A 16,849-nucleotide genomic window follows, 5' to 3' on the forward strand; every position below is an offset into this window, starting at 1 on the left:
GGCAAGAGGTGAGCTGCACGATCGTGGCATGACCACGACCACTGTCCTTCTGCTGTTGATCGCCGCCGCTCGTTCGGTGCGGGTCCAGCAGCAGGCCGGCCGAGTGTTGGGATCCAGCCGCTCGCAGTCGTGATCGCCGCCCTGGTCGCAGGGCTCCTCGCCGGCTATGGCATCGCCATGCCCGTCGGAGCCGTCGCGACGTACCTGGTGGCTCTCACCGCCCGCACCTCACTGAAGCTCGGCGCCTTCGCCGCCCTTGGCGTCGCAACCGCCGACGGCGTCTACGCCCTGATCGCCACCATCGGCGGGTCAGCCCTGGCCCCACTCATCGAACCGATCACGGTCCCGCTGACGTGGATCTCAGTACTGGTCCTCCTCGCCCTCGCGATCCGAGGCGCAGCCACCGCGATCACCCAGCACCGCCGGCTCCAGTCCTCCGCGAGCTCGGCCGACACCCCACTCACCCCGGCGCGCGCCTACCTCGGCCTCCTCGCCATGACGATGCTCAACCCCACCACGATCATCTACTTCACAGCCTTGGTGCTAGGCAGCCAAGACGCCACAACCCCGACCCGCCTCCAACAAGCTGTCTTCATCCTGGCGGCCTTCCTCGCCTCCGCCTCGTGGCAACTCGCTCTAGCAACCAGTGGCGCCGTACTCGGCCGAGCCCTCACCACCCCACGAGCCCGCCTGGCCACTGCCCTGATCTCCAGCACCCTGATCACGGCCCTGGCGCTCCACCTGCTCCTGTCCACCCTCTGACTCCACCGAGACCTACGATCCGAAGATGAGCCCCATGCCCGCGGTCTGTGATGTGTTGTGACGGAGAGTCTAGGGAGGTGAGGGCCGGTTCGGAGGGGATAGTTACAGGTTGTGGACAAGTGGGGATGTCACCCTGTGCTGGGAGGAGGGGTGGCGTCCCCTACGATTCAGCGCATCCGGGTGTAGTTCGGATTCGTCAGACGGATGCCCGATCCGGCTGGCGGGTCTGCCACGAAGAGTGTGAGGGTGTGGCCATGAACATCGGTAGTCGGAAGATCGTCGTGGACGAGGCAATCGCGCAGCTACGGCTGTACGCCGAGACGAACGGCGCGGTGCTCCGGTACTACGACGGTCTGCCCGGGATGACGAACATCGGCGGGTCGGAGCCGGACAATGTGACGCTGGAGGACCTCGCCCGGACGATGGTGATCGGGTCCGACCTGCGGGCGGCGGACATCCCCTGGCTGCTCGAGGTGGAGGCGGAGAAGGAGTTCGCCGCGATCCCGGTCGACGCGCGGCTCGAGGACGCCGCTCCCGGCTCTGACCTGTTCGAGGCGGCCAACGCGCTGGACGAGAAGTTCTCCGGGCACCGCGGCTTCGGCCAGGCGAAGAAGTCGAAGTTGCTGCACCTGAAGCGGCCGTACCTCTACCCGGTCAGCGACAGCTTCATCCGGATGACCTACAGCAGCGCGTCCGCCGGCGCCGAGTTCCTCGCGGCCGTGCACCGCGATCTGGTCAACCCGGCCAATGTCCGCGACTTCAAGCTGCTCCAAGTCCGCCTGATCGCCGAGCCCGCGACCTCCGCCGCCCGCGTCCTCGCCGAGGCCCCCACCCTCCGCCTCCTCGACATCCTCGCCTCCCTCCTCGGCGAGGCGAAGTAGCCCTCCGTACGCCGGGGTCGGGCTGCTACATGACCCCGAGACGGGCGAGCGGCTCTACCAGTTCGCGCTCTTCGTAGGAGAGGTGCGACAGCAGTACGTCGTCCAGCAGGTCGACCGCGGCGCGGAGACCGTTGATGTCGCCTGATCCGTCAACCAATGCGACGAGCGCCTTGTCGACGCCTTCCAGGACGTCGTGGATCACCAGGTGCTCTTCCTGCAGGCGGTTGACCACCGGAGCCAATGCGGGATCGGCCCGGCGCAAGCGTGGGAAGAGCGAAGCGTCCTCGATCGAGTGGTGGGTGGTCACCAGCCGGCAGTACGACTCGCAGTACACGCCCAGTGTCCAGTTGTTCTGCCGCATGGTCATGGTGTTGATGTGGGAGCGCGCCTGCCCGACGCCCATCGATCCGGCGGCCACCTGCTCGACGAGATCCCGGATCTGCTCGAGTTCGGCCCGCAGATGGTCGTGGACCTGGATGAGGTGCTGGCCCGACGCCAGTTCGTGCGGTGCGTAGGTGCGGTTCGGGTCGAGCGCGGGACCGGTCGGACGCTCGGACTCATCCCAGGGCTGGACTGCGCTCCGCTTCGTGGCGGGCGGCGGCGTGGGCACTACGCTGAAGCTGCCGCCCGCACCCCGAGCGGGCGCTGAGGAAGGCATCTCGGCAGCAGGCGCCGAGGACAGCGCAACAGCGGAGGATGTGGAGGCGGAAGCAGCGGACGCCGAGCGCGCAGAAGAGACAGCTTCGCGGACACCTTCGGCGACGTCAGCGAATCGGCGGATGTCGTCCGGATCGTCGGAGCCGAGGATGTAGGTGGACATCCCCTCGGTGAGGGTCAGCTCGGCGAGCTGCTCCACCCACACTTCCTCCGGCCCCTGCAGGAAGCCACCACGCCCGTCGAAGCGCCCAGACAGGTTGTACAGCCGCCGCACCTCCGACGGATCACGCCCAGCGGCCACAGCGGCTTCGTCGATGAGCTTGTTCTTCTCGGCAAGCTCCTCCGGCGGCAGGTACCCGCTCGACGGCAGCCACCCGTCCGCCAGCCGCCCGGTCAGCGCCAGCATCCGAGGCTTGTATGCCCCCAACCAGATCTCCACCTCGTGCGCAGGCGCCGGCCCCCTCTTGGCGCCAGAAACTGTGTAGTGCTTGCCGGCAAGCCGAATCCCACCGCCCTCAGGAGTCCAGACCTCCCGAATGATCGCGATGGCCTCCTCCAGCGCAGCGATACTCTGCCCCGCCGTCAGCTCCGGCCCCGCATTCGCAGCGACAGCCTGCAGGAACCCACCGGCCCCAAGACCAAGCTCAACCCGCCCGCCGGTGATCCGGTCCAGCGTCGCCACGCTGCGCGCCAGCACGACCGGGTGACGCAGCGGAAGGTTCGCGACGTTGGTCGACACCTTCACGGTCTGCGTGTGCGCCGCGATGACCGACAGCAACGTCCACGCGTCGAGCAGCCGCGGCTGGTACGGGTGGTCCTGCAGGGTGACGAGGTCGAGCCCGACCTGCTCGGTCAGCTGTGCCAGCGCGATCACCCGCTCGGCGTTCTCCACCGCGGGGGTCAGGAACGTGCCGAAGACCAGCTCGTGCCCGTAATCCATGCTCCACCTGTGCCCTGTTGTCGACGTTGCAGTAGTCGTTGCCCGAATAGTTCGTGCCACGTACTGTTGACCTGACGAACAAATTACTTCGTGCCACGAACAATCACAAGTGGAGCCACCATGCGGGAGACCATCGGAGCCGCCAGCGGCCTGGTCAGGCTGGCCTTCCTGGTGCAGAACCTGTACGCCGAGGTCGGCCGCGGGTGCGATCTCACCGAGGCACAGGCGCGGATGCTCTGCGTGCTGACCAACGGCTCCGTCGGAATGGCGGAGTTGTCCAGCCAGCTCTGCCTCGAGCGGTCCAGCCTCACCGGTCTGGTCGATCGCGCCGAGCAGCGCGGCCTCGTCGTACGTGAAGCGGATCCGCACGATCGGCGCGCGGTGAAGGTCAGCCTGACCCCGGCCGGGTCGACCGCGGTGCACCGGTTCCACGCGGAGTTGACCGAGCGCCTGGAGAAACTCACCGCCGAACTCCCCATCGCCGAGCGGGAGCGGTTCACCCGGACTCTGCAGCGACTCGTTGCCGACGTACCGGTTCTGTTCGCAGACTGAGTTCCGTGATCCTCTCCTCCGCACTGCAGGCGATCGGCAACACCCCGCTGGTGCGGTTGCGGCGCATCGTGCCGGACGACGCGGCCCAGGTGCTGGTGAAGCTCGAGGGTGGCAACCCGACAGGCAGCTACAAGGACCGGATGGCGCTCGCGATGATCGAGGGCGCCGAGCGACGCGGCGTACTGCGGGCCGGGCGTCGGGTGGTCGAGTTCACCGGCGGCAGTACCGGGTCGTCGCTCGCGTTCATCTGCGCGGTCAAGGGCTACCCGCTGACAGTGGTCTCGTCGGACGCGTTCTCGCCGGAGAAGCTGCGCACGATGCAGGCGTTCGGCGCGGACCTCGTCGTGGTGCCGAGTGACGGGGGCAGGATCACGCCCGACCTGTTCGTCCGGATGCGGCACGAGGTCGACCGGATCATCGCTGCCGAGGACGCTTTCTGGACCGACCAGTTCAACAACCTCGACGCGCTGGACGGCTACCAGGTGCTGGGCCGCGAGATCCTCGACCAGACCGCCGGTACTGCGCTCAGCGTGTTCTGCGCGGCGGTGGGCACCGGCGGGATGCTGGTCGGCGTCACGCAGGCGCTCCGCGCGAAAGTGGACCGAATCGTCGCGCTCGAACCCGCGAGCTCGCCGATGCTGACCGCGGGGTTCGGCGGCCCGCATCGCGTCGAAGGCACCGCGACCGGGACGATCCCGCCGCTGCTCACGCCCGGGAGCTACAACGAAGCGCGGGCGATCGAGGAGTCCGAAGCGAGGGAACTGGTCAAGTCGCTCTCCCGGAAGGAAGGCGTCTTCGCAGGCACCTCGTCCGCTCTCAATGTGCTCGGCGCGATCCAGATCGCCGCCGAGCTCGCGCCGGAGCAGACAGTCGTCACCGTCGCCGCCGACACCGGCCTCAAATACCTGGCCGGCGACCTCTACCTCTGACGAAGCTACTCAGCCACCTCGGCGAACGCCTCCTCCGGAGACAACTCGGAGCCGCGCGCGTACTCCGCCTCGAACGCAGCCGGGCCCAATGCGGCCCGTGCAGCTGCAACGGCCCGCTCGATGTCCGGCTGCTCAGCCTCCGTCACCAGATGCTCCTCAGCAGCCCGGACAACAGCCGCAGCCCCCAGCAAGTGCGCCGCCACGACCTTGTCCACGATGCAGGCCGCAAGCCCCTCCAAAGCCCAGCACATCCCCCGCCCCGACTCGTACTCGCGCGAGATCCGGAAGGCCTCCACATGCCGCTCGCGCGCAGCGGCAAGCTCACCGCGTAGCTCCAGCGTGTACCCGAGCTCCTCCAGCACCATCGACAAATAGAGCACTTGCTCGTCCTGCCGACGTGCCGCATCGACCAGTGACTGCAGCCGCTTCTCCGCGACGTCCAGGTCACCCGTACGCCGAGCCGCGCAGCCCAGGACGATCTCCGCCAGAGCCTGCGACGGCCGGGAGCCTTGCTCGGTCGACAACCGCAGCCCTCGCTCCCCGTACTCGAGCGCCCGGTCGTAGTCGCCCTGCCTCACGAAGGTCCAGCCGAGCCATCCCAGCTCGCCGGCAACCTCCGGCCAGAGGCCAAGCTCGTCGGCCATCTGCAGGGCTTCGGTGTGGAGCCGGACGGCCTGCTCGAGTTCTCCCCTGAGCTCCGCGACCGCCCCGAGCCAGCCAACGGACTGCAGAAGACCCCAGCGATCGCCCAACTGCCGGAAGATCCGAGCACCCTCAGCGGCATCCTCCTCCAGCGCCTTGAGGTCCGACCGGACATGGGAGTGCTTGCCACGAGCCACCAGCACTGCAGCCACACCCCACTGATCCCCGGACTCCTCGAAGGCCGGCAGCGCCTCGTCCAGCAGTGCCTGACAGGTCACCAGATCGCCCGCATCGCTACCAGTAAAGGAGATCCACCACTTGGCCCGCGCATCGACGGTCGCCAGCACACGGTCACGAACTGCGGCCGCATCACTATCACCATCGAGGTACATGAACCCCGTGAGCCAAGCCGCCGCCTTGTCCGTCGGCACAGCCAACAACGACCGCCGTGCCTCAGCAAATCGGCCCCTGAGGAACCAGTACCAGCTCAGCGAATCCACCAGCCGCTCAGCAAGCTCGAAGTCCCCCGCAGCGACAGCACCGTCCAGAGCGCTCCGGAAGTTGCCCGCTTCGTCGTCGAGCCGCTGCAGCCACTTGCTCTGCTCCGGGCCATACAAATGAGGCCGAGCCAGCTCCGCGAAGTCCGCGTAGTACAAGTGTTGCCGCTGACGGACCTGGTCGAGCTCACCCGCCTCGCGCAGCTTGCCGACGCAGTACGCGGCCACCGACTCCAGCAGCCGGTACCGCGGGCCATCCGCCCCATGCACGGACACCACGAGCGACCGATCCACCAGCCGGATGAGTACGTCGTCCACGCCCTCTTCAGCACACACCTGCTCGGCCGCGTCCGGAGTACAGCCGTCAGCGTGTACTGCGAGTCGGCGGAGCACGGTCTGCTCCTCAGGTGAGAGCAGCTCCCAGCTCCAGTCGATCATCGCCATCAACGTCTGCTGCCGGGGCGCGGCACCTCGATGTCCGGTTGCCAGCAGGCGGAATCGGTCATCAAGCCGTGCGACCAGCCCCTGCACGCCCAGAGCGCGAATCCGGGTCGCAGCCAGCTCCAGAGCGAGCGGAATCCCGTCGAGCCTCCTGCAGAGCACCGCGACTGCTGAGGCGGTGTCGGCGTCCAAGGCGAACCCTCTGTCAGCCGCCGTCGCTCGCCCGACGAAGAGCTGGACGGCAGCCGACGCACGGAGTTCGTCGAGGTCCGCCGCCACAGCTGGCACCCCTAGCGGCGGCACACTCCAAACCGCCTCACCAGGTAGTTCCAACGGCTCGCGACTGGTCGCCAGCACCCGCAGCCCGGGCGCGGCAGCGAGCAAGCGGTCCGTCAGCTCAGCAGCCGCCTCTACTACGTGCTCGCAGTTGTCCAACACCAAGAGCAGGTCCAGCGTCTCCAGTGCCGCAACAAGCCTGTCTCCACCCGACTCAGGCCCACTGTCCCGAAGATCCAACGCAGCCTGTACGGCGTCGCCAAGCGAGCCTGCCACGTCAAGAGCGTCAGGGGTCACCGCAGCCAGCTCGACCAGGATCACCCCGTCGGGGAATCGCTCGGCCAGTCCTGCTGCCGCAGCAAGAGCGAGGCGTGTCTTGCCCACTCCCCCAGGCCCGGTCAGCGTCAACAGGCGATCCTCAGACAAACGATCCTGGATCTCAGCAAGTGCTTCGGAGCGGCCGACGAGATCAGTTAGCTGAGCAGGAAGGTTGGTCCGGCGCTGTCGCACCTCGTGCGGCGGAACCGCTTGCTGCAGTACTGCCTGCTGCACCGCCGCGAGCTCGGGACTCGGGTCCAGACCGAGCTCGTCCGCCAGCAGCACGCGCAACTGCTCGTAGCTGTCCAGAGCCTCGCTCTGTCTGCCCGCTCGGTACAGCGCCTTCATGTGAGTCGCCCGCAGACGCTCTCGCAGCGGGTGCTGCGCCACGAGATCCGCCAGCTCACTGATCAGCGCATTGTGCTCGCCGCGCGCCAGCCGGGTCTCGAAGTGCTCCTCCTGCGCCGTCAGCCGCTGCTCGTTCAGGCGCGCAATGGCCGTCTCCAAGTACGCCTCGTCGGCGAAGTCCGCATAGGCCGGCCCACGCCAGAGCGCCAGCGCGTCGTCCAGCCGCCCTTGCTCCACGAGAGCGGAGAACCCCAGCGCGTCGTACGAGCCGCTGTCGACCTTCAGGGAGTACCCGGCCGGCCCGGAGACGACCAGCGCCCGGCTGCCGGGTTCGGCGTCGTCGAAGGCTCGGCGGAGCTGGGAGACCTTCGCGGAGAGCGTGCCGGACGGGTTGCCGGGCAGGTCCTCGCCCCAGAGGTCGTCGATCAGGCGGTCGGCCGGGACCGGGCGACCCTCGTGCACGAGCAGGTCCGCCAGCAGGGCGCGCACCTTCAGGCCGGGGACAGTGACGGGCTCGCCACTGTCGGTCCAGGCCGTGACCGGTCCGAGCACGCCGAAACGCATGGCCGCACCCTATCTTTCCCGAGGTTTCCGGCGCCGGTCTTTACGAAGCTTTCCGGCCGGGCGGCCGACAACCGGAAAGAAACCGTAAAGGGTCTCCGGCAGAGTCTTCCTCAACAGCCACGGAGGAACAGCCACGGAGGAGGTGAGCAGGTTGAAGTTGCGACTGGCGGTCATCATCGGCAGCACCCGGAACGGGCGCTTCGGACCGACAGTGGCCGACTGGTTCGCCCAGCAGGCAGCCAAGCGGGCCGCCTTCGACGTAGACCTGGTCGACCTGGCCGTTGCGAACCTGCCGTCGACGCTGACGGACACGGACGAGCCGACGCCGGCCGGGGTCGCAGTACTGGCTCCGCGACTGGCTGCGGCGGATGCCTTCGCGGTGGTGACGCCGGAGTACAACAGCAGCTTCCCGGCACCGCTGAAGACCGCACTGGACTGGTACTACGAGGAGTGGCACGCCAAGCCGGTCGCGATCGTCGCCTACGGCCGCGAGACCGGAGGCCTGTACGCCGCGGCCCAGCTGCGGCAGGTCTTCACTGAGCTGCAGGCGGTGGCCATTCGCAACACCGTCTCGCTGCCCTGCTACTGGGAACAGTTCGCCGCCGACGGCAGCTGGCCCCGCCCCGGCTCCGGCTACGACGCCGCGGCCAAGAACACGCTCGACCAGCTCGTCTGGTGGGCCCGAGCACTCCGCAACGCCCGCGCCGAACACCCGTACCAACCCTGAACATCCAAAAAACAAAGAAGAAAGGCAAGACCATGAGGAAGCTGATCGAATCCACCTTCATGACCCTGAACGGCTCCATCGGCAACCCGCAGAACTGGAGCGTCCCGTACTGGGACGACGAGCACACCGCCTACTCCGTCGGTCTGATGGAGAACACCGAGGCACTGCTGCTCGGCCGGGTCACCTACGAAGGCTTCGCCGAGGCTTGGCCGCAGCGCGGCGGCGACCCGTACACGGACAAGTTCAACGCGATGCCCAAGTACGTCGCGTCCCGGACGCTCAAGGAGACCACCTGGAACGCACAGGTGCTCCAGGGCGACGCGGCCGACGCGGTCGCCGAGCTCAAGAAGCAGGACGGCGGCGACCTGCTGAAGTTCGGCACCGGCGAGTTCGACAAGGTGCTGCTGGAGCGGAAGCTCGTCGACGAGTACCACTTCTGGATCTTCCCGGTACTGGCCGACGGCGACCGGATGTTCGACGGTGTCGAGCTCGGCATCAACCACCTCGAGCTGCTCGACTCGACCACCTTCAAGTCCGGCATCATCGTGCACAAGCTCGCACCCAAGGCCTGACGACGAGCGGAGCCAGGCACCGGCTGTCACGTCCGGGGAGCCGTGGGTCACCACCCACGGTTCCCCGGACGTTTCGTCGTTTCAGGCTGGGTACGGGCAGGTCAACGGGGATGGGGAGGCGAGCCGGGACAGCGTTTCGGCCGCCGTCAGAAGGTCCTCGCGGTCCACCCAAGATCGCAGGCCTGACAGTCGGACTGGAGGTCTGATGGAAACCGTCATCACCATCATCGTGATCGTCGTGGTCGTGGCCGCAGCCATCGTGGCGGCGTACGCGTACAAGCGACGGCGGTCGGACCAGCTGCAACAGCGGTTCGGACCGGAGTACGAACGCACGATCGAGGAGTCGGGCGACCGCAAGGCCGCCGAACGCGATCTGCGGCAACGCGAGCAGCGTCGCGCCAAGTTCGACGTTCACCCGCTGACCGGTGCGACGGCCGAGCGGTACCGCGCGGAGTGGAACGTCCTGCAGCAGGGGTTCGTGGACGCGCCGGCCGACGCCGTCTCGCAGGCCGATCGCCTGGTCCTGCGGATGATGCGCGAGTCCGGCTACCCGGTCGACGACTTCGACCAGCGGGCGGCGGACATCTCGGTCGACCATCCCGAGGTCGCGGAGAACTACCGCGAGGCACACCGCGTCGCGGTTGCGCAGACCCAGGGCCCGGTGGACACCGAGGACCTCCGCCAGGCCGTCACCGCCTACCGGCGACTGGTCGACGTACTGCTCGTCGACGAACGCGCCGAGTTGGACGGACAGCGCGCGGACCTTGATGGCGCGGACATCGATGGAAGGCATGTCACGGGGCCGACCGACACCAAGGAGCAATCATGACGACCAGGGACAACGAGCCGCTCGACCACCGCTACGAGGACGACCGCCTGCTCGACGGCGAACGCCCGCTCGACAGCGACCGCCCGCTGGACGACCGTCGCCTCGACGACGACCGCCCGCTGGACGCCGGCCGCGGCCTGGACGACAACCAGCGCCTCGGCGACAACCAACGACTGGAAGACAACCAGCCGCTGGACGACACCCGCCTCGTAGACGACGACCGCCCGCTCGACGCCAACCGTGGACTCGACGACGACACGCCGTTGGACGCCGGCCGTGGGTTGGACGACGACCGTACTGCGGACGTCGATCGCTCCGCCGACTCCAGGGAGCAGACGCCGACCGAAGGGTTGTCCGCCGACGATCCGCTGGTGCCGACCGAGACCGCGGTGGACTTCAAGGCGCGCTGGGACGTCATCCAGCAGGGCTTCGTCGACGACCCGCGGAACTCGGTGACTGACGCGGACAAGCTCGTCGGCGACGTGCTCCAGCGCCTGTCCACGTCATTCGACCAGCAGCACCAGGGCCTGGAAAGCCAATGGGCCAACGGCGAGCCGTCCACCGAGGATCTCCGCGCCGCCCTCCAACGCTACCGCGCCTTCTTCGAGCGCCTGCTGACCCTCTGACCTGCTGACCCGGTACGGCGAGTCGCCCCCGCGGCGCCTCGCCGTACCGGCATCCCCCCTCCTGAGCGGCGTCGAGTCGTGGATTTGAGTCACCGGCAATCGTTATCCAACCACCTGGATCCACGACTGAGTGATCACTCACGGGGCCTGGCGCAGTCGTTCGACCTGGCCCGGCTGGTGGCTGTACGGCGGCCAGGTTCGAGCCCTCGCCCACAACTTCGTACGGCGTGGTGCCACCGAGGCCTGGAAGATCTTCAGGCCGTCCACCGGCGAGTGGCTCGATCATCAGGCCAGCGACCGCTACCTCAGCCGGGACGAGTTCGAGCGGGTCTACGCATCGGTCTTCCCCACTGCCAGCTTCACGCGGGTCGGCCGCGCCCACGCCATGCTCTGGGACCACCAGGCATGACGTGTGCGAGGCATCCTGGACTACGCGTCAGGGCGCTATGTTCTGGTTGAGGTGGAACAGGTTGTCCGGGTCGTACTTGCGCTTGACCTCCACCAGCCGCTCGTAGTTGCCCTTGTAGTTGTCGGCGATCCGGGCCTGGTCGTCGCCGGCCATGAAGTTGATGTAGCCGCCTGCCTCGGAGTGTGGCGCGACCGCGTCGTAGTAGTTCCGCACCCACTCGATGCCGGCCTCGTTCTGCGCCGGGTCCGGCCACATCCCCGCGATCACCGTGGCGAAGTTCGCGTCGCGGTAGGCGAAGGCGGTCGCGTCGGCGGGCACCCGGTGACAGGCGCCGTCGATCGGATAGATGTGCACGGTGGAGTTCACCGCGGGCAGGCCGGGCGCATGCTGCAGGTGCGCCTGGATCGCGTCGTCGGTGAGCTCGGTGACGAAGTTCGCCTTCCAGTAGTGCTGGAGTCCCGGCGGCACGAGCGCGTCGAAGGCGCTGTTCAGCGCGGGATACGGCATCTGCCCGACGCTCTCGGCGACCACCGGCGCAAACTCGCGGAACCGCGCGATCTCTTGCTCACCGCGCTCCGGATCGCCGGCCCAGCAGCCGACGATGAGCGTGAAGCAGTCCCCGTGGCGGTCCTCGGGGATGAACGGCAGTGGCGGCGCGAGCTGGAACGCCGGAAAGCCCCCGAGCTGCTCCGGCGCGTCCTTGATCATGTCCCGGAACCCGGCGAGTACCGCAGCAGCGTCGGACATCTCGAACAGCATGGGGCCGCCGTAGATCGTGTCGACCGGTGCGAGCCGGTACTCCAGCGCCGTGACCACGCCGAAGTTGCCGCCCCCACCGCGCAGCGCCCAGAACAGGTCCTCGTTCTCCTTCTCGCTGGCGATCAGGAACCGCCCGTCGGCGGTGACCACGTCGGCCGAGATCAGGTTGTCGCAGGACAGGCCGAGGCCGCGGTCCAGGTAACCGATGCCACCACCGAGTGTCAGCCCGCCGACACCGGTGGTCGAGATGATGCCGCCGGTCGTCGCCAGTCCGAAGGCGTGCGTCGCCGCGTTGAAGTCCCCCCAGGTCGCTCCCCCGCCGGCCCTCGCGGTCCTGGTCGTCGGGTCGACGCGGACGTTCCGCATCCCGCTGAGATCGGCGACCACGCCGTCGTCCACGGTGCCGAACCCGGGCACGCTGTGCGAACCCCCGCGCACCGCCAGGTCCAGTGAGTTCCCGGCGGCGAACCTGACCGTCTCCATCACGTCACCCGCGTTCTCACAGTGCACGACGACCCGCGGGTGCTTGTCGATCATCGCGTTGTGGACCTTCCGCGCCTCGTCGTACCCGGCGTCGTCGCGGGTGTAGACGGATCCCCTGGTGCGCTCTTTCAAGTCCTCGATCGTGTACTCGCCCATGACTCCTCCTGTGCGGCGGGCTCAACACATGTGACGACCGGCGCGCAGGCTGCCGCGCCGATCAGACCGGCCAGGCCGCCCGTCGAACGCAGCGCGAAAGTTCACCCCAGAGTGCATCTGGTCCCCCGGACGGTAGCCGGACCTCCCCTGACGTACCGTCCCCACAGACATTCCACCCGGCACAGCCCGGAAGTCAATGCCCATTTCCCCAACGGACATGAACGTCCGGGACCCGTAAGGGGCGGATCACCGATAGCGGCCTGTGGGACCGCTGGCGGCTTATAGGCGGCCAGCGGCCGGACAACCTGCCAGCGGCCGAGTGTGAGGACCGCAGGCACCAGCATCCGACCTACTTCTCCAGCCCATGGGTGGACGATGGGAGGGTGGATTACTTCATCGATACCGAGTTCATCGACCTGGAGCGGGAGATCGAGCTCATCAGTCTGGGGGTCGTGGCGGCGGACGGGCGGGAGTTCTATGCCGTCTCGACGGAGTTCGACGCGTCGCGGGCGAACGAGTTCGTGAAGACGGTGGTGATTCCGCTGCTGGAGCCGCCGGGCGATCCGGTGTGGATGAGCCGGGCGCGGATGAAGGACGAACTGGTGAAGTTCATCGGGGACGACGTACCGCGGTTCTGGTCGTGGGCGGGGGCGCCGTGGGACTGGCTGGCGATGGGGCAGCTCTTCCCGGTGGAGGAACGGGTTCCGGATGGGTGGCGCTACACGGCGTACGACGTGTCGCAACTGGCCGAGGACAAGGGATTCAGGGTTAGCCCGGTGGATCCGAGCTTGCCGCAGGCGCCCGCGAAGGTTCACCATGCGCTGGCTGATGCTCGGTGGGCGCGCAAACTCTACGAAGCACTCGGCGGGCCGACCGGTTGGCCACCCGCGGCGGGCGGCAAGGTGACGACGATCCCGCCACTGGCCAAGAGCGGCTCAAGCCTCGAGCAGTGACCCAGGCCCCCGGCTCAAGCCCAAGCCTTGCCGGGAATCAGTCCTTGCGGAGGGAGCTGAGTAGGCGGCCCTGGGCCTGTTCGAGGTGGTAGGCGAGGTGTTCGGCGGCCGCGGCCGGGTCGCTGTCCTCGATCGCCTTGAGGATCGCGGCGTGTTCCTGCGCGACGTTGGTCGGGTTGGCCGTCCGATGGGCCTGGTACTGCCCCATCGTCAGGTGCACCTCGCCGATGATCAGTTCGTGCATCCGGGACAACCGCCTGCTGCCGACCCCGGACACCAGGGCCGAGTGGAAGGCGATGTCGGCCTCCACCTGGTTCTCGAACAGGCGATCGCGCGCCGCGTACTCGATCGCTACCTGGGCCTTGGCGGCCGCCGGCGGCACCTCACCGGTCGTGGCGAGCGAGGAGACCGCCGCACGCTCGATCGTCACCCGGCTGAAGAACAGGTCGCGGATCTCTTCCTCGTCCAGGGTCGGGACGACCGCGGTCTTGTGGGCGGTCCGCCGCAGCAGACCGAGTGCCGTCAACCGCTCCAGGCAGGCCTTCGCGGTGGGCCGGGCGACGTTGTACTCCGTCGCGAGGCGAACCTCGGTGAGCTTCTCCCCCTGCGGAATGTCGCCGTTGACGATGCGCTTACGAACGGATTCGTAGAGCGCCTCGGTCAGCGAGGACGGCCCGAGTTCCAGGCTCGCATCGGTACCCACGGCACCCCCCTTCGATCGAATGGTCAGGCAAGTGTACTGGTCAACCAGTGCCCGGGAACGGACTCAATAACCAGCCTGCTTGTCGACCACGTTGCGCAGTTCCTCCCCTACTAGGAAGCGTCGCAGGTTGTCGAGCACGATCTGCTCGCCACGCCGGGCGGTGCCGTCACTTGTCGCGCCGTTGTGCGGAGTCACGATGACGTTCGGCAGGGTCCAGAACGGGCTGTCCGGCGGCAACGGCTCCACCCCGTGCGCGTCCAGGCCGGCACCCGCGATCTGCCCACTCTGCAAGGCTTCCAGCAGCGCCTCGTCGTCGGCGATGCCACCGCGCGAGATGCAGATGAAGTACGCCGACTCCTTCATCCGGGCGAACGCGTCGGCGTCGAACCGCCCCCTCGTCGCGGGCGTGCTCGGCGCGGTGACCACCACGAAGTCGGACTCCTCGAGCATCCGGTCGAACCCGCTCTCGCCGTACACCTCGTCGACGTACGGCGACGGTTGCTCCGGACGACGTCGTACGCCGATCACGTGCAGGTGGAACGCCTTCGCCTTCTGGGCAAGGTCGATCCCGGAGTTGCCGAGGCCGTAGATCCCGAGGGTCCGCCCGGCGAGTTCGCTGTGTCTGTAGTGATCCCAGCGTCGCTCGGCCTGCGCCCGCATCCACCGCGGCACGTCCCGGTTCAGCATCAACATCAGCAGCATCGCGTGCTCGGCCAGGGAGATCCCGCCGTTGCCAGCCGACGAGGTCAGCACCACGTCGGAGGCGAGCATCTCCGGCGACAGGTCCGCGTCGACCCCTGCTGCCGGACTGTGTACCCAGCGCAACTGCTTGGCCTTGGCAAGGATCTCCGGCGGGACCCGGCCGATCACCGCGTCCATCGTCTCGATCGCGTCGTCGGCCTCGGACAGGTTGGCGACGAAACGGAATTCCACCTCGGGCGCGACCTCGGCGAAGGCCGGAGACTCCTTGCCGACCACAACGATGATCATTTGAGTCCCGTCGTCGCGATACCGCGGATCAGGTACTTCTGGGCGATCGCGAAGAAGATCAGGATCGGCACCAGCGACAGCAACGACATCGCGAACAACATCCCCACCCCACTCTGGGTCTCGGAGTCGACCATCGAGTTCAGCGCCACCGGCACGGTGAACACCTGGGTCCTGGTCAGGTAGATCAACGGTACGAAGAAGTCGTTCCAGGTCCAGATGAAGGTGAAGATCGTGGTGGTCACCAGGGCCGGCCGCATCAGCGGCAGCACGACGTACCAGAAGGTCAGGAACGGCCCGGCCCCGTCGATCCAGGCGGCCCGGTCGAGCTCGCGCGGCAGGGTCCGGATGAACTGGACCATCAGGAACACGAAGAACGCGTCGGTGGCCAGGAACTTCGGGATCAGCAGCGGCCAGTAGGTGTTCACCAGGTCCAGTTGCGAGAAGAAGATGTACTGCGGGATCACCAGCACGTGGAACGGCAGCATCACCGACGCCAGCGTGATCGCGAAGTACACCTTCCGCATCCGGAACTGCAGCCGGGCCAGCGCGTACGCCGTCAGCGAGCAGGAGAACAGGTTGCCCACGATCGAGCCGAGGGTGACCACCAGCGAGTTCACGAAGAACACCGAGAACGGCCGGTTCAGCGCGTGCCAGCCGTCCTTGAAGTTGTCCAGGGTGACGCTGCTCGGGATCAGCCCGGGATCGGTGAGGATCTGGTCGGCCGGCTTGAACGCGCTGACCACCATCCAGACCAGCGGGTAGATCATGAACGCGACGAACACCAGCAGCCCGGTGTGCTTCAGCGCGGACCGGATCCGGCGCTGCCGCAGCGGGGGTGAGCTCGTGACCGCCTCAGCGGTTGCAGTGGCCATCAGTTGTCTCCGTAGAAGACCCAGTACTTCGAGACCAGGAAGTGCAGCGCGGTGATCGCGGCGATCGCGGCCATCAGCACCCAGGCGAGTGCGGACGCGTAGCCCATGTCGAAGGCGACGAAACCCTGTTGGTACACGTACAGCGTGTAGAACAGCGTCGAGTTCGCCGGGCCGCCGGTACCACCGCTGATGATGTGCGCCTGGGTGAAGGTCTGGAAGGCGCCGATCGTCTGCAGGATCAGGTTGAAGAAGATGATCGGCGTGAGCAGCGGCACGGTGACGTGGGCGAACTGCCGCAGTACGCCGGCACCGTCGACCTTGGCCGCCTCGTAGAGCTCGTCGGGGATCTGCCGCAGTCCGGCCAGGAAGATCACCATCGGCGAGCCGAAGGTCCAGACGTTCAGGATGATCAGCGTCGCGAGCGCGGTCTTCGGGTTCTGCAGCCAGCTCTCGCCGTTGATCCCGATCACCGCCAGGCCCTTGTTGATCAGCCCGTCGTCGCCGAAGATCTCCCGCCACAGGATCGCGATCGCGACACTCGTACCGAGCAGCGACGGCAGGTAGAACGCGCTGCGATAGAAGGCCAGTCCGCTCAGCCCGCGGTCGAGGATCAGCGCCAGCAGCAAGGCGAAGCCGAGTTGCAGCGGCACCGACACGAGCACGTAGATCAGCGTCACCTTCACCGACGCCCAGAACTGGTCGTCGTGCACCATCCGCTGGAAGTTCTCCAGCCCGGTCCACTCCGGCGGGTTCAGGATGTCGTAGTCGGTGAAGGCGAGGTAGAGCGACGCGAACAGCGGGACCGCGGTGATCAGCAGGAAGCCGAGCAGCCACGGGATCAGGAAGACGTGTGCCGCCCGGCCCTGCCGGTTCAGGTGAAAGGCGGGCCGGCGCCCTTTCGGCGCCGGCGCCTCCGGCTCTGCCTGCTGGACCGGCAGTTCCTCTTGGGTCAGCATGGTCGGA

General features: G+C 67.5%; 17 protein-coding genes. 10 read left to right on the forward strand and 7 right to left on the reverse strand.

Features of this window, described 5'->3' with window-relative positions:
* Positions 1–129: 129 nt before the first annotated feature.
* Together ACFPJ1_RS01995 and ACFPJ1_RS02000 are read left to right on the forward strand one after the other, a co-directional pair.
* Complete coding sequence (locus ACFPJ1_RS01995; RefSeq protein WP_380101027.1) at positions 130–762, forward strand: LysE/ArgO family amino acid transporter; 633 nt, start codon at positions 130–132, stop codon at positions 760–762.
* Between the two features lie 254 nt (positions 763–1,016).
* Complete coding sequence (locus ACFPJ1_RS02000; protein WP_380101028.1) at positions 1,017–1,643, forward strand: DUF6308 family protein; 627 nt, start codon at positions 1,017–1,019, stop codon at positions 1,641–1,643.
* A gap of 25 nt (positions 1,644–1,668) precedes the next feature.
* Here ACFPJ1_RS02000 and ACFPJ1_RS02005 read toward each other — a convergent pair whose 3' ends face one another.
* On the reverse strand, positions 1,669–3,240 hold the full coding sequence (locus tag ACFPJ1_RS02005) for an LLM class flavin-dependent oxidoreductase (RefSeq protein ID WP_380101029.1): 1,572 nt from the start codon (positions 3,238–3,240) through the stop codon (positions 1,669–1,671).
* A 120-nt stretch (positions 3,241–3,360) separates the two neighbouring features.
* Between ACFPJ1_RS02005 and ACFPJ1_RS02010 the strand changes: the two genes are divergently transcribed.
* The gene (locus ACFPJ1_RS02010) at positions 3,361–3,792 is read left to right on the forward strand and encodes a MarR family winged helix-turn-helix transcriptional regulator (protein WP_380101030.1); all 432 of its coding nucleotides are present in this window, start codon (positions 3,361–3,363) and stop codon (positions 3,790–3,792) included.
* 5 nt (positions 3,793–3,797) lie between these two features.
* Positions 3,798–4,721, forward strand: coding sequence for a PLP-dependent cysteine synthase family protein (locus ACFPJ1_RS02015; RefSeq protein WP_380101031.1), 924 nt, complete (start codon positions 3,798–3,800; stop codon positions 4,719–4,721).
* Positions 4,722–4,726: 5 nt separating this feature from the next.
* On the opposite strand, the gene ACFPJ1_RS02020 is transcribed toward ACFPJ1_RS02015, so the two are convergent.
* Positions 4,727–7,807 carry an AfsR/SARP family transcriptional regulator gene (locus tag ACFPJ1_RS02020; RefSeq protein ID WP_380101032.1) on the reverse strand — a complete coding sequence of 1,027 codons (3,081 nt, stop codon included), beginning with the start codon at positions 7,805–7,807 and terminating at the stop codon, positions 4,727–4,729.
* Between the two features lie 151 nt (positions 7,808–7,958).
* Between ACFPJ1_RS02020 and ACFPJ1_RS02025 the strand changes: the two genes are divergently transcribed.
* The 5 genes from ACFPJ1_RS02025 (at position 7,959) to ACFPJ1_RS02045 (ending at position 10,970) form a co-directional block, all read left to right on the forward strand.
* A complete protein-coding gene (locus ACFPJ1_RS02025; RefSeq protein WP_380101033.1) occupies positions 7,959–8,534 on the forward strand; it encodes an NADPH-dependent FMN reductase in 576 nt (191 codons plus the stop codon).
* Positions 8,535–8,566: 32 nt separating this feature from the next.
* Entirely contained in the window at positions 8,567–9,106 is a 540-nt protein-coding gene (locus tag ACFPJ1_RS02030; RefSeq protein ID WP_380101034.1) for a dihydrofolate reductase family protein, read from the forward strand.
* 205 nt (positions 9,107–9,311) lie between these two features.
* Positions 9,312–9,935, forward strand: a complete 624-nt coding sequence (locus ACFPJ1_RS02035) for a hypothetical protein (RefSeq protein ID WP_380101035.1) — start codon at positions 9,312–9,314, stop codon at positions 9,933–9,935.
* Positions 9,932–10,561 (forward strand): hypothetical protein, encoded by a 630-nt coding sequence (locus ACFPJ1_RS02040; protein WP_380101036.1) that lies wholly within the window; start codon positions 9,932–9,934, stop codon positions 10,559–10,561. The genes ACFPJ1_RS02035 and ACFPJ1_RS02040 overlap by 4 nt, the downstream gene beginning before the upstream one ends.
* A gap of 130 nt (positions 10,562–10,691) precedes the next feature.
* Positions 10,692–10,970: a hypothetical protein gene (locus tag ACFPJ1_RS02045; protein ID WP_380101037.1), complete on the forward strand. Its 279-nt coding sequence runs from the start codon at positions 10,692–10,694 to the stop codon at positions 10,968–10,970.
* A 27-nt stretch (positions 10,971–10,997) separates the two neighbouring features.
* Here the strand turns inward: ACFPJ1_RS02045 and ACFPJ1_RS02050 are convergent, their stop codons facing one another.
* Entirely contained in the window at positions 10,998–12,368 is a 1,371-nt protein-coding gene (locus ACFPJ1_RS02050) for an FAD-binding oxidoreductase (RefSeq protein WP_380101038.1), read from the reverse strand.
* Between the two features lie 383 nt (positions 12,369–12,751).
* Between ACFPJ1_RS02050 and ACFPJ1_RS02055 the strand changes: the two genes are divergently transcribed.
* Positions 12,752–13,321 carry a 3'-5' exoribonuclease domain-containing protein gene (locus tag ACFPJ1_RS02055; protein WP_380101039.1) on the forward strand — a complete coding sequence of 190 codons (570 nt, stop codon included), beginning with the start codon at positions 12,752–12,754 and terminating at the stop codon, positions 13,319–13,321.
* A 37-nt stretch (positions 13,322–13,358) separates the two neighbouring features.
* On the opposite strand, the gene ACFPJ1_RS02060 is transcribed toward ACFPJ1_RS02055, so the two are convergent.
* The 4 genes from ACFPJ1_RS02060 to ACFPJ1_RS02075 all read right to left on the reverse strand — a co-directional run bounded on the left by ACFPJ1_RS02060 (position 13,359) and on the right by ACFPJ1_RS02075 (position 16,842).
* Positions 13,359–14,024, reverse strand: coding sequence for a GntR family transcriptional regulator (locus ACFPJ1_RS02060; protein ID WP_380101040.1), 666 nt, complete (start codon positions 14,022–14,024; stop codon positions 13,359–13,361).
* Between the two features lie 63 nt (positions 14,025–14,087).
* A complete protein-coding gene (locus ACFPJ1_RS02065) occupies positions 14,088–15,014 on the reverse strand; it encodes a D-2-hydroxyacid dehydrogenase (RefSeq protein ID WP_380101041.1) in 927 nt (308 codons plus the stop codon).
* Entirely contained in the window at positions 15,011–15,886 is an 876-nt protein-coding gene (locus ACFPJ1_RS02070) for a carbohydrate ABC transporter permease (RefSeq protein WP_380101042.1), read from the reverse strand. The genes ACFPJ1_RS02065 and ACFPJ1_RS02070 overlap by 4 nt, the downstream gene beginning before the upstream one ends.
* Positions 15,886–16,842 (reverse strand): carbohydrate ABC transporter permease, encoded by a 957-nt coding sequence (locus ACFPJ1_RS02075; RefSeq protein WP_380101043.1) that lies wholly within the window; start codon positions 16,840–16,842, stop codon positions 15,886–15,888. The genes ACFPJ1_RS02070 and ACFPJ1_RS02075 overlap by 1 nt, the downstream gene beginning before the upstream one ends.
* Between the last annotated feature and the right edge of the window lie 7 nt (positions 16,843–16,849).

The sequence above is a fragment of the Kribbella qitaiheensis genome (genome assembly GCF_042657745.1).
In the GTDB taxonomy this organism is placed as follows: Bacteria; Actinomycetota; Actinomycetes; order Propionibacteriales; family Kribbellaceae; genus Kribbella; species Kribbella qitaiheensis.

What these genes read in the sequence shown, in the direction of transcription:
- ACFPJ1_RS02000 (WP_380101028.1), top strand. Translation starts at nt 1,017, where the DNA reads ATGAACATCGGTAGTCGGAAGATCGTCGTGGACGAGGCAATCGCGCAG.
- ACFPJ1_RS02005 (WP_380101029.1), bottom strand. Translation starts at nt 3,240, where the DNA reads ATGGATTACGGGCACGAGCTGGTCTTCGGCACGTTCCTGACCCCCGCG.
- ACFPJ1_RS02010 (WP_380101030.1), top strand. Translation starts at nt 3,361, where the DNA reads ATGCGGGAGACCATCGGAGCCGCCAGCGGCCTGGTCAGGCTGGCCTTC.
- ACFPJ1_RS02020 (WP_380101032.1), bottom strand. Translation starts at nt 7,807, where the DNA reads ATGCGTTTCGGCGTGCTCGGACCGGTCACGGCCTGGACCGACAGTGGC.
- ACFPJ1_RS02030 (WP_380101034.1), top strand. Translation starts at nt 8,567, where the DNA reads ATGAGGAAGCTGATCGAATCCACCTTCATGACCCTGAACGGCTCCATC.
- ACFPJ1_RS02035 (WP_380101035.1), top strand. Translation starts at nt 9,312, where the DNA reads ATGGAAACCGTCATCACCATCATCGTGATCGTCGTGGTCGTGGCCGCA.
- ACFPJ1_RS02040 (WP_380101036.1), top strand. Translation starts at nt 9,932, where the DNA reads ATGACGACCAGGGACAACGAGCCGCTCGACCACCGCTACGAGGACGAC.
- ACFPJ1_RS02050 (WP_380101038.1), bottom strand. Translation starts at nt 12,368, where the DNA reads ATGGGCGAGTACACGATCGAGGACTTGAAAGAGCGCACCAGGGGATCC.
- ACFPJ1_RS02065 (WP_380101041.1), bottom strand. Translation starts at nt 15,014, where the DNA reads ATGATCATCGTTGTGGTCGGCAAGGAGTCTCCGGCCTTCGCCGAGGTC.
- ACFPJ1_RS02070 (WP_380101042.1), bottom strand. Translation starts at nt 15,886, where the DNA reads ATGGCCACTGCAACCGCTGAGGCGGTCACGAGCTCACCCCCGCTGCGG.
- ACFPJ1_RS02075 (WP_380101043.1), bottom strand. Translation starts at nt 16,842, where the DNA reads ATGCTGACCCAAGAGGAACTGCCGGTCCAGCAGGCAGAGCCGGAGGCG.